Source organism: Rufibacter latericius, assembly GCF_003721515.1.
GTDB classification, from domain to species: domain Bacteria; phylum Bacteroidota; class Bacteroidia; order Cytophagales; family Hymenobacteraceae; genus Nibribacter; species Nibribacter latericius.
In genome coordinates, this window is the sequence record NZ_RJJD01000007.1 from 109,323 (window position 1) to 124,953 (window position 15,631).

At 46.9% G+C, this 15,631-nt stretch carries 7 protein-coding genes; 5 read left to right on the top strand and 2 right to left on the bottom strand.

Annotated elements, in window-relative coordinates; genetic code table 11:
• Positions 1–42: 42 nt before the first annotated feature.
• The 5 genes from thrS (at position 43) to EFB08_RS12020 (ending at position 6,784) form a co-directional block, all read left to right on the top strand.
• On the top strand, positions 43–1,980 hold the full coding sequence (gene thrS / locus EFB08_RS12000; RefSeq protein WP_123127211.1) for a threonine--tRNA ligase: 1,938 nt from the start codon (positions 43–45) through the stop codon (positions 1,978–1,980).
• Between the two features lie 111 nt (positions 1,981–2,091).
• A complete protein-coding gene (gene infC, locus EFB08_RS12005; RefSeq protein ID WP_223808873.1) occupies positions 2,092–2,622 on the top strand; it encodes a translation initiation factor IF-3 in 531 nt (176 codons plus the stop codon).
• 24 nt (positions 2,623–2,646) lie between these two features.
• A complete protein-coding gene (gene rpmI / locus EFB08_RS12010; protein WP_062545238.1) occupies positions 2,647–2,841 on the top strand; it encodes a 50S ribosomal protein L35 in 195 nt (64 codons plus the stop codon).
• Positions 2,842–2,925: 84 nt separating this feature from the next.
• Entirely contained in the window at positions 2,926–3,270 is a 345-nt protein-coding gene (gene rplT / locus EFB08_RS12015) for a 50S ribosomal protein L20 (RefSeq protein WP_123127212.1), read from the top strand.
• A 982-nt stretch (positions 3,271–4,252) separates the two neighbouring features.
• Positions 4,253–6,784, top strand: coding sequence for a carbohydrate-binding protein (locus EFB08_RS12020; protein ID WP_123127213.1), 2,532 nt, complete (start codon positions 4,253–4,255; stop codon positions 6,782–6,784).
• 122 nt (positions 6,785–6,906) lie between these two features.
• Here the strand turns inward: EFB08_RS12020 and EFB08_RS12025 are convergent, their stop codons facing one another.
• Together EFB08_RS12025 and EFB08_RS12030 are read right to left on the bottom strand one after the other, a co-directional pair.
• Positions 6,907–12,279, bottom strand: coding sequence for a T9SS type A sorting domain-containing protein (locus EFB08_RS12025; RefSeq protein ID WP_165864876.1), 5,373 nt, complete (start codon positions 12,277–12,279; stop codon positions 6,907–6,909).
• A 1,319-nt stretch (positions 12,280–13,598) separates the two neighbouring features.
• Positions 13,599–15,631 (bottom strand): T9SS type A sorting domain-containing protein (locus EFB08_RS12030; RefSeq protein WP_133306558.1); only part of this gene is annotated, 2,033 nt, incomplete at its 5' end.

The following is a 15,631-nucleotide window of genomic DNA, read 5'->3' on the forward strand; positions in this document are numbered from 1 at the left end:
TTTGCCGAAAACAAGCCTAAAACGAAGAATATCTCTTTATATATGATCAACATTACCTTACCAGACGGTTCGGTCCGTGAATACCAGGAGGGAGTAACCGGAATTGAGATTGCCGCCTCCATCAGTGAAGGATTAGCCCGCAACGTATTGGCCGTAAAAGTGAACGGTCAGGTGTGGGATTTAACGCGTCCGATCACCGAGGATGCCAACATCCAGTTGCTGACCTGGAACGATGACGAAGGCAAGGCTACCTACTGGCACTCTTCGGCGCACTTAATGGCCGAAGCCCTGGAAGCCCTTTATCCGGGAGTGAAACTGGGTATCGGTCCGGCTATTGAGAACGGCTTCTATTATGACATTGACCTGGGTGAGGACAAGTCGCTATCACAGGAAGACTTTCCGGCCATTGAGCAGAAGATGCTGGAGTTGGCCCGCCAGAAAAGTGACTACGTGCGCAAACCGGTGAGCAAAGCCGATGCCATCGCTTACTTCACTGAGAAAAACGACCCGTATAAACTTGACCTGTTACAAGGCTTGGAAGACGGTTCCATCACGTTCTACACCCAAGGGAACTTCACCGACCTTTGCCGTGGTCCGCACATCCCTAATACAGGCTTCATCAAGGCCGCTAAGCTGATGAACGTAGCCGGTGCGTATTGGCGCGGTGACGAGAAGAGCAAACAACTGACCCGCCTGTACGCCATTACTTTCCCTAAGCAAAAGGAGCTTACTGAGTACCTGGAGCGCCTGGAGGAAGCCAAACGCCGTGACCACCGCAAGTTGGGCAAGGAGATGGAACTGTTTGCTTTCTCTGAGAAAGTAGGCATGGGTTTACCGCTTTGGTTACCCAAGGGAACGCTGCTTCGGGAGCGTTTAGAGCAATTCATGCGCAAAGCGCAAATGAAAGCGGGCTATCAGCCTGTGGTTACCCCACATATTGGTTCAAAAGAATTGTATGTGACTTCTGGTCACTATGAGAAATACGGTGCAGACTCGTTCCAGCCGATCAGGACTCCTAATGAGAACGAGGAGTTCTTCCTGAAGCCCATGAACTGCCCGCACCACTGCGAGATCTACAAAACCCGTCCGCGTTCTTATAAAGAGTTGCCGGTGCGTCTGGCCGAGTTCGGTACAGTATATCGGTATGAGCAAAGCGGTGAGTTGCACGGTCTTACCCGCGTACGCGGCTTTACTCAAGACGATGCCCACATCTTCTGCCGCCCAGATCAGGTGAAAGAAGAGTTCACCAAAGTGATTGACCTGGTGTTGTACGTCTTCAAGGCTCTTGGCTTTGAGAACTACACTGCCCAGATCTCATTGCGTGACCCAGAAAACAAAGCCAAATACATCGGTTCAGATGAACTATGGGAGAAAGCCGAGCGCGCTATCATAGAGGCCGCTACAGAGAAAGGCTTGCCAACCGTAACCGAACTAGGTGAAGCTGCGTTCTACGGACCTAAGCTGGATTTCATGGTGCGTGATGCTTTGGGCCGCAAATGGCAGTTAGGAACCATTCAGGTAGACTACAACCTACCTGAGCGTTTTGACCTGGAGTACATTGGCGCCGATAATGAAAAGCACCGTCCGGTAATGATTCACCGGGCACCTTTCGGTTCTCTGGAGCGCTTTGTGGCTGTTTTGATTGAACACTGTGGTGGTAATTTCCCGCTGTGGCTCAGCCCAGATCAGGTTGCCATTTTGCCTATCTCTGAGAAGTACCATGAGTACGCCCACCAGGTGAACGAACAATTAGCTGAGCAAGACATCAGAGGGTACATTGACACCCGTGATGAAAAAATTGGTCGTAAGATTCGTGATGCCGAGGTGAGCAAAGTGCCTTACATGATCATTGTAGGCGAGAAGGAGCAGGAAAACGAGATCGTTTCGGTTCGTAAACACGGCTTAGGCGATATGGGAACCCTGCGGGTAGATGCCTTTGTAGACAACTTCCGGGCGGTACTGGCAGAGCTGCTTAGTTAAAATTTTTGAATATTACTTTTATTTTATAGGGAAAAAGGCGATATTCGCACCCTGATTGTGAAACCTTAAACTTTAGGAGGTAAAACTATTTCTACTAATAATAGACGCTACGTGCCACGTGGCAAGGTCGAAGAACCTTATCGTATCAATCAGCGCATCACCGGCGTCCGTGACGTACGGGTAGTGGGGGAGAACGTGGAGCCAGGTGTATACAGCATAGACCAAGCCCGCCGTCTTGCAACGGAACAGAATCTGGACTTGGTGGAGATTTCTCCAAAAGCAGATCCGCCGGTTTGCCGTATCATTGACTATTCAAAATTCAAATACGAGCAAAAGAAGAAGCAGCGGGAAATGAAGGCGAAAACCACGAAAGTGGTGATGAAAGAAATCAGGTTCGGCCCTAATACAGACGACCACGATTTCGAATTCAAGCTGAAGCATGCCCGTCAATTTTTGGGGGAAGGTGCAAAAGTGAAGGCGTATGTGCACTTTGTTGGCCGTACAATTGTCTTCAAAGAACGCGGGGAGTTACTTTTGCTTAAATTTGCCCAGGCTCTGGAAGACGTAGCAAAAGTAGAGCAGCTGCCAAAACTGGAAGGGAAACGGATGTTTCTGTTCCTTGGACCAAAGGTGAAAAAATAACAGTACACTTTTATATACACCCAAATGCCAAAGATGAAAAGCAAATCAGGGGCTAAGAAGCGATTCACCCTGACAGGTACTGGCAAAGTAAAGCGTAAACATGCTTTTAAAAGCCACATCCTGACCAAAAAGACCACCAAGCAGAAGAGAAATCTGACCCACACTGGACTGGTTAGCGAAGCTGATCAAGCCAATGTGTTAAGAATGCTTGCGTCTTAATCACATTCAATTTTTCCAATTGTTTCATCGGGAACTGGTAACTAAGAATTAAACCGAGATCACCAGCCCCAAAAAAAAGTAGAAATGCCTAGATCGGTCAATGTCGTGGCGGCCCGCCACAAGAGAAAGAGAATCATGAAAATGGCCAAAGGTTACTTTGGTCGTAGAAAAAACGTTTGGACAGTAGCCAAAAACGCGGTTGAAAAAGGTTTGCTTTATGCGTACCGCGATAGAAAAGCAAAGAAAAGAGACTTCCGTGCTCTTTGGATCCAGCGTATCAATGCCGCAGCCCGTATCAACGGTCTGTCTTATTCCCAGTTAATGGGCGGTTTGAAAAAAGCCAACATCAACCTGAACCGTAAGGTTTTGGCTGACTTAGCTTTGAACCATCCAGAAGCTTTCACCGGAATTGTTGAGAAAGTAAGATAAGCTTTCCTGCTCATACCTCTTGAAAAGCCCAGCCTATGCTGGGCTTTTTTTTGTGCCTATAATAATCTGATTGCAGAAGCCAAAAGGGAAGAGTTTAAATAAATTAAGCGTATCCAAGAGCTTCCTGATTCTAGCCCATAATAATAACGCATTCTGTTTGACATCAAAGTACTCCTTTTGGGGCCGGTTTTCTAAAACCAAAGCTAAAATGACTGAATAGATCAAGAGAAGCCGGAGTCTACTTCTAGTGCACTTGATAAAGGGTTTGGGTTCCTTTCGTTTTAAAATGCTTTGCGGCCTTTACAATGCAAGGAATTACATAAGAATTGCCTGACCTGGGTCTCCCATCTTCCACAATATTAACGCTAAGTCAAAGCCACAAATAGTCTTTTTGCTGCAAGGTATTTTATGCCTTTCCTCCAAACTAAAGCAAAAGGTCGACCTTACGCCCTCCCTTAGGTAAGCTTTGGATGGAGTATCTCTAGGAGGTCAAGTGACCTATGTAATTACATTTAGTTAATCTACTGATAATCAGTTCTTAAGTACTCTGGTAATAACAGTTAAAGATGGCTTATTAGTTTTGTGCTAAAACTAGTTTTTAAAATTGTTTAAAAACTAGTTACGCTGCATGATTACTATCCCTTCAAAGTTCAATATAGCTTGAAAAGCTTCAGTAAAGCTTAGTTCTAGAAGACAAAATCGAAAAATGTTTGATTGTGATATTAAGTTGTTTAAAAAGTACTAAACTTTTTAAACAACTTAATTATTGGGTTATTTTAATAAAATTACTTGTATATAATATAACAATTCAGTTAGTATAAGTACTAGATTAAGCCTAAAATTCTTATATTCAATAACCTATATACTTGTATTGTGTCAATTTTGGTTTTTTAACCAAATAATTTGCTTTAGTTTTGAACCATCGCAGCAATGCAATCCCGCCCCCTACACCTAAACCCTTAATTAATTTTAACTTGAAAAAATGAAATTAGGCTTTTACTCCACCATCCTCGCATCAACCCTCTTTTTCAACTCTTTTAACGTTTCTGCCCAGCAGCCCAATGCCAATGTCAGCGTGAAACCCTATAATGCCGAGTTCGGATACGGCGCTAACATGGGTGTTTTTGGCAACGGTTGGAACGACAAAAACTTAGCTACCATTGTAAGTAAAGCTGGTGGAAATTCTGTTCGCCCTACCTTACCCGAGAGTTTTGTAGAACGCTGGGGCTACAACATCCGCCTGAATGAATTCAAGTACTACGCCATAGATTTAGGCATGAAGGATGTGACCGTTTTCCTGGAAGGTCCTTCTGAAGCTCACCGCGACCTCACAACCTATCCGGGTTGTACCAACTCTTCCAAATCATTCAAAAACCTGTATGAGCCCATCTGGAAATCTGACGGTACGGTAAACCCAAATAACTACTACGCAAACTACGTGTACAAACTGGTTCAGACTTACGGACCGTATGTAAAGAACTGGGAAGTAGTGAATGAGCCGGACTTGGGTTCTGCTCCGCTTGCTAACTGGCTTACTCGGGCGCCTTTGCCAAATGAGATGTCAAACTTCAGAGCCCCGTTCTTTAATTACCTACGGATGCTTCGGATTACCTGGGAGGTAGTTAAGAAATACAACCCAGATGATTTTGTGACTCCTGGCGGAATTGGTTACCCTGAGTTCCTGGACGCGATGCTGCGTTACACCGATAACCCTAACGGCGGAGCCGTGTCAAGCCAGTACCCTAACAAAGGCGGAGCTTATTTTGACATGGTGAGCTATCACGTTTACCCTGCGTACAATCTTCGCAAATATGACAATGCTATTGGAGGCTTCAAATACCTGCACAACTCAGACTTTGCGGCTGCCCAGGTAATTACCCATAAAAAATGGTTGGAGGATGTTTTGATAAAACACGGCTATAACGGCACAACCTATCCTAAGAAGCACTTCATTGTAACCGAGACCAACCTGAACCGCCGTACTGTTGACTGGCGTTATGGCTCAGATGTGATGCAACGTAACTTCGGGATCAAGGCCTTGGTTCTTGCCCAGAAAAACGGCATCAAACAAATACAGATCTATGGGGTAGGCGAAGCCATGAATGCTCCCGCCGAAGGCACTTCCATCACCAGTGATTATAAATTGATGGGCCTTTACGAAAACCTATCAAGAGATGCCTTCGGTTCAGAGAAACTTTCCCCAGTTGGAAAAGGATTCAAAACCACTTCTATGATGCTGAAGGGATACAACTATGATGCCGGCCGTACCGCTTCCCTGAATATGCCGGCCGCTGTTGAAGGAGCAGCTTTCGTGAAGAACGGTGAGTACGTATACGTGCTTTGGGCCAAAAACCCGAACGACAAAACAGAAACCTATACCCAGCCTTATTCTTTCCCGGCAGGCATGAACCTGGCGAAAGTGGATCGCTTTGAGTGGGATTACTATGCTACCGGAAAAAGCACCCAACAAGCTTCCACTGGTTTAACCCTGAATACTACCCCATCTTTCTTTAAAGGCATCTCCGGAACATCAACCGGCTTGAAAAGCCAAACCATTACTTTCCCAACCATCGGTTCTAAAGTATTAGGTGTCGCTCCATTCGCCTTGACTGCTACCGCTACTTCAGGTTTAGCTGTGAGCTTCAAGGTAGTATCCGGGCCTGCTACCTTAAACGGTACTACTTTAACTGTAACAGGAGTTGGCACCATAACAGTACAAGCTTCTCAAAGCGGAAACACCACGTATAATCCTGCTACCGCCGTGAGCCAGAGTTTCTCGGTTACTAGTTCCACCACTTCAGATCCTATCAACTCTATCACAATTCCGGCTAAAAGAATTGAAGCCGAGAAATACACCAGCATGAGCGGTGTATTTGTAGAAGGCTGTAAAGATACAGGCGGCGGATATGATGTAGGGCGAATTGATGCCGGAGATTGGATGAAATACAGTGTTACCGTGACTACCGCAGGAACTTACAACATGAGCTTCAGAACCGCTGGTACGGCTGCAGGGCAGTTTGAAATCAGAAACAGCAGTGGTAAAGTGTTGAAAACCGTAGACGTTGCAGCTACTGGTGGCTGGCAAACCTGGAAAACCACCACCACTCAGGTTGCCCTTGCTGCCGGAACCCAAACCATTCAGATCTACGTGAAGAAATCCGGATGGAACTTCAACTGGATTGAGATTGGCGGATCTGGTGCTCTTACTCAAGCATCTACCATTTCAGATGGTGCTTTGGCTCCGTTGAATGAGAATGCTCTTAACCAAGCCTGGACCGTGTTCCCTAACCCAACCACTGACAGAGTTCAAGTACGGGTAGGCCAGGAACTGACCGGAGAGGTGCAACTTGAGGTGATTGATGCTTCTGGCAGAATTATCAAACAGTTCACCTTGAACAAATCTTCAGAGGAGATTATCCAGACGGTACCTTTAGAAGATGTAACCCCAGGCCTTTACTTTATCCGTCTTAAAGGAGATGGTATTAGCGAAGTGAAGAAAGTGATCAAACAATAATTCTAGGGCAGGGAAGACGTTTAGAATGTCTTTTAAGGAAAATGCCCCTAAAACAGGATTAGATTAAATGAAAAAGGCCGGAGCATAAGCCCCGGCCTTTTTGGTTGTTTTAAGGAAATGGGTTAAAAATCCTTGCGGTGCATAATTCTAAGCACTTTCACCTGTTTGTTGGCTTTCAACCGTGCGATGTACACACCGGCGGCCATCTCCCCGTCAATGGTGAAGCTGTAGGCCTTGCCAGCCTCGGCCACGCCGGAACTGATCTCGCGCACCACCTTGCCATTCAGGTCATACAGGATCAGCGAGTAAGCGCCACCTTCACGCAGGGTGAAGTTAACCTTGGCTGACTGTGCGAATGGATTCGGATAAGCGCCGAGTTCAATGGCAGCCAGACCACTGCGGTTACCGTTGTCAGCAATGGAAGATACCGTCGTTGTAACATATGGATCATCTTTATGGCAGAAATTGTTTGCGTAGTCTAAGGCTTTAGCCAAGGTTTCTACATCTGCGCAAGAGATTCCACCTATTGTTGCTGTTCCGGTATTGAACATGTTAACTACCGCAGAAATGATTTCTTCTTTGGTGTATTTGTATTCATTACCGTAGTGGCAAGCGTTCAACAAGGCAGTACCAGCTGCTCGGGCCAGTCCTGTGTAACCACCGTTGTTAGAGGTTTGGTTATCCTCTGCACTGATGGCTGCCAAAAGGGTTAAGTCAGCAGCAAGTCCACGTCTATTGCCTGCCTCTATATCAGCAAACAAAGTGAAGAATAGACTTGTAGAAGTATAGTAACAGCCCCACTTATCGGTGTGGTTTTTCCAGTAGCCTGGGCTGCAACCTGCGTCAACCATGCATTTCTTAACCTCAATGTAGGTTTTGGCACTTCCACCGCACTTACCGTATCCTCCCGGAACAGTGTAGGTCAGCTCGAAGGTACCTGCCTGGGTTGGGGTGAACCAGAAGACACCATTTACCTCACTTACACCATTTCCGCTCCATTTACCGTAGTCAGGCTCACCATTCAACTGAATGGCTGCTCCGCCTACGCAAAGTGGACCATAAGTTCCAGGCACCGGCACCACGAAAGGCTTAACTTCTATTGTGGTCTTATCATAGCCACCGCAATGGCCATAACCGGCGGCCACAGTGTAGGTCAGCTCGAAAGAACCAGCTTTAGATGGGTTGAACCAGTAGTAGCCCTCAGACTCTGTCACTCCTTCTCCACTCCAGGTGCCTCCGGCAGGAGATCCGCCATTGAGTTTGATCGGAGCACTACCCACGCACACCGGTCCGTATGAACCTGCTTCTACATCTGCGTAAGAGTTAACCTTGATCGTGGTTTTGGCATAGCCGCCACAATGGTAGTTATTCTCTTCCACTTTGTAGGTCAGCTCGTACTCGCCAGCAGCGGAAGGAGTGAACCAGTAGAACCCATCTTTATAGGTCACATATTCGCCGCTCCATGAACCACCAGCAGGCGAACCATCTCCCAATTTGATGGCATAACCACCCACACAAAGCGGTCCGTATTGGTCAACGGTCACTACTGCACCAGGCCGCACCTTGATGGTGGTGGTGGCATAACCGCCGCAGCTATGATAGTTATCTTCCACTTTGTAAGTAAGCACGAACTCGCCTACTGTGGTTGGGTTGAAGTAATAATAACCATCTTTCATAGTCACGTGATCACCACTCCAGGTTCCACCTTCTGGCGAACCACCGTCTAGTTTGATTGGGTAGCTGCCCACACAAACAGGTCCGTAGTAACCAGCTTTCACGTAAGCCATTGGCCGCACTTTGATGGTGGTTTTGTCGTAGCCGCCGCAGTGATAGTTGTTTTCTTTCACTTTATAGGTCAGCTCAAACTCTCCATGTGCACTTGGAGTAAACCAGTAGTAGCCATCTTTGTAAGTTACGTGATCTCCAGTCCAGACACCTCCGGCAGGCGTTCCACCTAACTTGATAGGATCTCCTCCCACGCAAAGCGGTCCGTAGTTACCGGCCACCACATCGGCATTTGGTCTTACCAAAATGGTAGTAGTGGCAGAACGGCCACATTCTTTGTAGCTATCAGGTACAGTGTAAGTAAGCACGAAGGTTCCTTTTTCAGATGGAGTGAATTGGTATTTGTCACCCACTTTAGTCACGTTTTCACCGCTCCATGTTCCTCCGGCTGGATAGCCTCCCAAGTCAATGGCAGGACCACCCACACAAAGCGGACCATAGTTACCTGGGTACACTTTAGCAATAGGACGTACTTTGATGGTGGTTGTAGCATACCCACCGCACTTGTAGTCAGTGTCTTCTACCTTGTAGGTGAGCACAAACTCTCCTGCGGCAGATGGAGTGAACCAGTAGTAACCATTTTCATAGCTTACATGCTGACCGCTCCAGGAGCCTCCCTCTGGTGAACCGCCGTCCAACTTGATCGCATACCCGCCTACGCAAAGCGGACCGTAGTATCCAGCCACCACTTCTTGGCGAGGACGTACTTTGATCGTTGTTTTGTCATAGCCGCCGCACTTGTAGTCAGTGTCAGGAACCTTATAGGTCAGCTCGAACGCCCCAACTTCGGTTGGAGTGAACCAGTAGTACCCGTTGGCATAGGTAACATGTTCGCCAGTCCAGATACCACCTTCAGGTGTTCCTTTATCCAGTTTGATGGCATCGCCTCCCACGCACAAAGGTCCATAATAGCCGGCTTTCACTTCGTACCGATGACGTACCTTGATGGTGGTTTTGGCATAGCCGCCACACTTGTAATCGGTGTCAGGAACTTTGTAGGTCAGTTCATACTCGCCTGCTTTAGTAGGGGTAAAGTAGTAGTACCCGTCTTTCATGGAGACATACTCACCCTGCCAGGTGCCACCTTCAGGAGAGCCACCGTCCAGTTTGATGGCATAGTCACCTTCGCAAAGCGGTCCGTAGTAGCCTGCTTTCACATAGGCTTGTGGCCGCACTTTGATGGTGGTTTTGTCGTAGCCACCGCACTTGTAATCGGTGTCCTCTACTTTGTAGGTCAGTTCATACTCGCCTTCTTTGGTTGGAGTGAACCAGTAGTATCCGTTTGAATGAGTTACATATGGCCCACTCCATGTACCACCCGCAGGCGTAGCTTTATCCAGTTTGATGGGTTCTCCTCCCTCGCAAAGTGGACCATAATACCCGGCTTCTACTTCGTAATGAGGACGTACCAAAACGGTAGTTTTAGCACTGTTTCCGCATTCTTTGTAGCTGTCTGGCACGGTGTAAGTCAGAATGAAAGTACCGTGGTTTGCTGGGTTGAAGTAGTAGTAGTCACCTTCTTTGGTAACGCCTGGTCCACTCCAGGTACCACCTGCAGGATATCCGCCCAGTTTAGCAGCAGGCTCGCCTTGGCAGAATGGCCCATAGGAACCAGGGTACACTTTAGCTACAGGGCGTACCTTGATGGTTGTTTTCGCATACCCACCGCACTTGTAGTCAGAGTCAGGAACCTTGTAGGTGAGCACAAACTCTCCTGCCGCGGTTGGGGTGAAATAGTAATGACCATCTTTCATGGTCACATACTGACCACTCCAGGTGCCTCCTTCAGGAGAGCCGCCGTCCAACTTGATAGCGTATCCGCCAACACATAGCGGTCCGTAGTTGCCGGCCACCACTTCGTGACGAGGACGTACTTTGATGGTAGTCTTATCGTAGCCTCCGCATTTGTAATCTGAGTCCGGAACCTTATAGGTCAGCTCAAACGCCCCAGCTTCAGTTGGAGTGAACCAGTAGTACCCGTTGGCATAGGTAACATGATCTCCGGTCCAGGTTCCACCGCTTGGTGAACCGCCCAATTTGATCGCTGGCCCTCCAACGCACAAAGGTCCATAGTAGCCCGCTTTCACTTCGTACCGAGGCCGTACTTTGATGGAGGTTTTAGCATATCCACCGCACTTGTAATCAGTATCCGGAATCTTGTAGGTCAGCTCAAAAGTTCCTGCAGCAGAAGGGTAGAATTTATAAACACCACCTTCATACTTCACGCCAGTGCCAGACCAGATTCCTCCCTCAGGGGTTCCACCAAGGGTTATGGCAGGTTCACCTACGCATAGTGGGCCGTAAGTACCGGCATAAACATTAACTCTTGGCCGAACTTTAATCGTGGTTTTGGCATAACCTCCACACTTATAGTTATTATCCGGTACTTTGTAAGTTAGCTCGAAAGAGCCCTCGGCAGATGGGGTAAACCAATAGTATCCATTAGCCATGCTCACGCCTGTACCAGTCCATACGCCTCCACTTGGAGAACCACCCAATTTGATTTTCTGTCCTCCTACGCAGAGAGGTCCATAGTAACCAGGGTTTACGGTAACGCGAGGTTTAACCAAGATGGTTGTTTTGGCATAGCCACCGCACTTATAGTTGGTATCAGGCACCTTATAGGTTAAAGTGAAAGAACCTGCGTTGGCTGGGGTGAACCAGTAAGAACCGTTTGCCATGCTAACTCCGGGTCCGCTCCAGGTTCCTCCGGCAGGAGTACCGCCTAATTTTATGGCTGCCTCTCCTTGACAAAGTGGACCATAATTACCTGCATAAACAGTAACTCTAGGCCGAACCAAAACGGTTGTAACAGCATAACCTCCGCACTTGTAGTCGTTTGAAGGCACAGTGTATTTCAAAGCAAATGAACCGGCAACAGAAGGGTTAAACCAGTAGTAGCCATTGCTATAGGTGACCCCGGTTCCAGTCCAGGTACCGCCACTTGGCTGACCAGTTAACTTGATGGCTGGACCTCCCACACACAACGGACCGTAAGTACCGGGATATACCGTGATGCTAGGTTTAACAATGATTTTACCTGTAGCCTGAGCTGAGCAGCCATAGGAATTGGTATACACATACCGTACAGAGTAAGTACCGGCAGTTGTAGGATTAAAGGTGGTAGCGAGCACATTATTCACGTAGTACTTACCACCAGCAGGGTACCCTCCAACCAGTTTAAAGGCAGGAGACCCAGCGCAAACGGAGGCGAAGGGTTTCAGGGTTACAGTTGGAATCTTGGGAGGGCACTGGATGTAAGACCCATAAGGTTTGCCATCCGGGAAGCTTTCGTTTATTTTACTTACGGCGTCATTTAACTGGGAGATAGAGTAGGGGCAGGAACATCCGGCTAATGCTTTATTAGCTTCTGCCAGCACAAACCCTACTGTCTTGTCCTTAAAGACACCAGAAGTTATAATCATATTCCGTAATGGCACATCAGAAGCACCGAAATCAGGAAACTTGTTGTCAAAACCAACAGAGATGGTTAGTGCTACTACCTGACCCGCAAATACGTTATTGTAGGTACCACCAGGGTTGCTGTAGCTTTTGTCCAAAGCTCTTGGAGTTCCACCAGAAGGCAGGAAATTAGTAACTGCCTGGGCGGTTGACAAAGAAAGCACCCGACCTGATTTGCAGTCATCATTGCCTGTGACATCGCCCACCTTAACCCCATAAGGGAAAGCAGAGGCGAAGTTTTTGTGCAAATAAGCTCCAGGGTTATAACCACTTGGCGGGGCTCCCCAACCACCCTGGGTTTGCGTTCTGTTTACGCAGGGGATGGGAGGGCAGGAGGGGTAATAACCCCCTGAGGTGGTGGAGGTAGTTTGGGATACCCCAGGGTTGCTGAAAAACAAACAAGCCGCCAACACAACCATAAGGTTCCGCCAGAGGCCATTTAGTTGATACAACAAGACGTTCCCCGTCCTGTCTGGACAATAGTAATAATTCACCATGGTTTTGGTTTGGTTTTTAGTAAATAGATTGAAAACGGAATGATGATGACGCACTGGTTCAGGGCCTAAAATGGAATAAACCAGGAAGGGAGGGGCCGCAAGGAACCTTGGCTCTTTTAAGAAAAGGGCTCTAGGCTGCAGGAGAGGAAATAAAAGAAAGGTAAGCTGCTAGATTAGAAAGTAGCTCTTTTTTTGGTTTTTAGAATATGAAATAAATTCTTCTTGTAGTACTTGGTTCAAGTAAACCTTTAAGTAATTAAGAGTTATTTGATTCTATAAATCGCTGACCAAATTGATTAATACAAAGACGGGGAGCCCACTTGAAGAGAATTATTAAAATTTTGGCCCTGCCATTAGAAGCCTGGCAGTGAAGTGGAGTTAGTTTAATTAAATATTTAATATGTTCTGTTTTGTTGAAGCTTTACTTTAAGTGATATAAACTGTGCTGTACCTAATGTGATGGTCAAATATAGAAAGGTGAGTATTGAATGTCAAGGATTTTTTATAAAAAAAATAAAAAAAATTAAATTAAAATAATTCAACAACCTTAAACCAGTTTCATTCGATTTGAACTATTCTCTTCTAAGTTTTTAAAGTTTTTCTTTAAGTTAAAAGTGTACTTAATGAATTTGAAAAGCCGTTTTTGCCTAATTGGTGTATTTACAATATAGTCAATCCATGTTTTGAATAATTAAATTGTTGCCTGCTTAAAGTTCAAACTCTGCACTATTTTAGGAAATGTTTGTGGAGTTGGTACCCTATTTGGGAGTAAAAAGTAAAAATCCGGCTTTTTACATTCCTAAATAGTCTTACTTAATAGGTTGTGATTTATTTGTGTCTGATAAACAGCTTGTTACTGAAAGGCATCTATATACAGCATTATTGATCAAATCACCTTAGAAGGAGATGTTTCATTGTTTACTTTACGACTAGTTTTCTCCCTTCTTATACAGGTATTTCAAAAATCTCATGCAATAGCTTAGCAAGGTGAAGCTCTTTTTTAAGGTTCTGGTAATAAAAAAAGGCCAGGACATATGCCCCGGCCTTTTTGGTTGTTTTAAGGAAATGGGTTAAAAATCCTTGCGGTGCATAATTCTAAGCACTTTCACCTGTTTGTTGGCTTTCAACCGTGCGATGTACACACCGGCGGCCATCTCCCCGTCAATGGTGAAGCTGTAGGCCTTGCCAGCCTCGGCCACGCCGGAACTGATCTCGCGCACCACCTTGCCATTCAGGTCATACAGGATCAGCGAGTAAGCGCCACCTTCACGCAGGGTGAAGTTAACGGTAGCTGATTGTGCGAACGGATTTGGATGGGCAGTGAAGTTAATATCAGTTCTTTGCAAGCCTTGACGTGAACCCTCATCTGCTATTGAAGAAACAGTCGAAATTTCCTCAAGTTCAGAGTCATTACCTAGTGGACAATCGCCTTCATTGTTGGCTCTATCTAACTCATTCTTCAATGCTTCAACACTATCATAGTTGGTGCCCCCCAAAGTGGCGCTTCCATCTTCAAAGGCGCTTTTCACTGCATTTAAAATTTGGCCTTGGGTGTATTGGTAGTATACACCGCTGTGGCAGGCATTCAAAAGAGCGGCTACGGCATGGCGAGAAAGGGCGTTAAAGCCTCCACCTTTCAACTTCACTGCCTCTCCAAGTGTTAAGGTCGAAGCAAAACCTTGGAAATATTGTTCATCCGTAATGCCGAAGGTTATAAAGAAATTAGCATTAGGATCGTAGCAACCATACCATGCTTCTAAGTGGTTTTTCCAATAACCAGGAGTACAGCCTACGTAAGATTTACAAGGAACAAAGTAAGGTGTAACGGAATCATAGGCTTTACAACCTCGGCTGTCAGTTACCACTACTTTGTATGTACCAGGTTGGGTTACTTCTATAACACCATCTGCATCGGCAAGGGTAGATCCATTAGGAAGAGTGAATACATAGGAATAGCCAGTTCCTGATCCTCCACTTGCAGTTGCAGTGAGTTTTACCGTTGGTACTTTGTAATAATCACAGTAAGATGTCCCGGCTTCTAGTTTAACATAAGGTTTTTCATAAACCTTGATGTAGCAATGGGCCTCACCCTTGCAGTAGGTGTATGGATCAGTGTACTTGTAGGTGACCTTGTACACCCCAGGAGTTGTTGGGTCAAAGTGGGTCATAGCCTGACCGTCCACGTAGTAGGTTCCGCCTGCTGGCTCTCCACCTGTGAGGGCGAATTTGTCAGAGCCAACGCATACCTCCGGACAATATTTGAACGTTACTTCCGGAGCGGCCACCACTTTGATGTAGCAGTGGGCCTCACCTTTGCAATAGGTATAGGGGTCGGTGTACTTATAGGTGAGCTTATACTCGCCGACCTTGTCTGGGTTGAACTCGGTCATTGCCACGCCGTCCACGTAGTAGGTACCACCCGCAGGCTCCCCGCCGGTTAGGGTGAATTTTTCGGAGCCCACACATACCTTAGGACAATACTTCAAGGTGACGGTTGGGGCAGCTACCACCTTAATATAGCAATGGGCCTCACCCTTGCAGTAGGTGTAGGGGTCAGTATACTTGTAAGTGAGCTTGTACTCGCCCACGGTGGTCGGGTCGAAGTAGGTGGCCGGCACGCCGTCCACGTAGTAGGTACCGCCCGCTGGCTCCCCGCCGGTGAGGGCAAATTTCTCAGAGCCCACGCACACTTTCGGACAGTACTTCAAGCTAACAGTTGGAGCTGGGTAAACCTTAATGACGCACTTGTCCTCGCCCTTGCAATAGGTATAAGGGTCGGTGTAGCGGTAGATCACCTCGTATTCGCCCGCCTTAACTGGGTCGAAGTGTGTGACGGGCTCGAAAGAGCCGGCTGCGTTCTTCATGTAGTAGGTTCCGCCAGCTGGGTAGCCGCCTGTGAGTGCGAACTTGTAGGAACCCTCGCAAACTTTTGGACACTCCTTGATCTTCACGTACGGCCGTGGGTACACAACGATCTTGCACTTGGCCTCACCCTTGCAGTAGGTATAGGGGTTAGTGTACCTATAGGTGAGCCAGTACTCGCCCGGAGTGGTAGGATTGAAGGTAGTCGCCTCTACCCCATTAATGTAGTAAGTACCGCCGG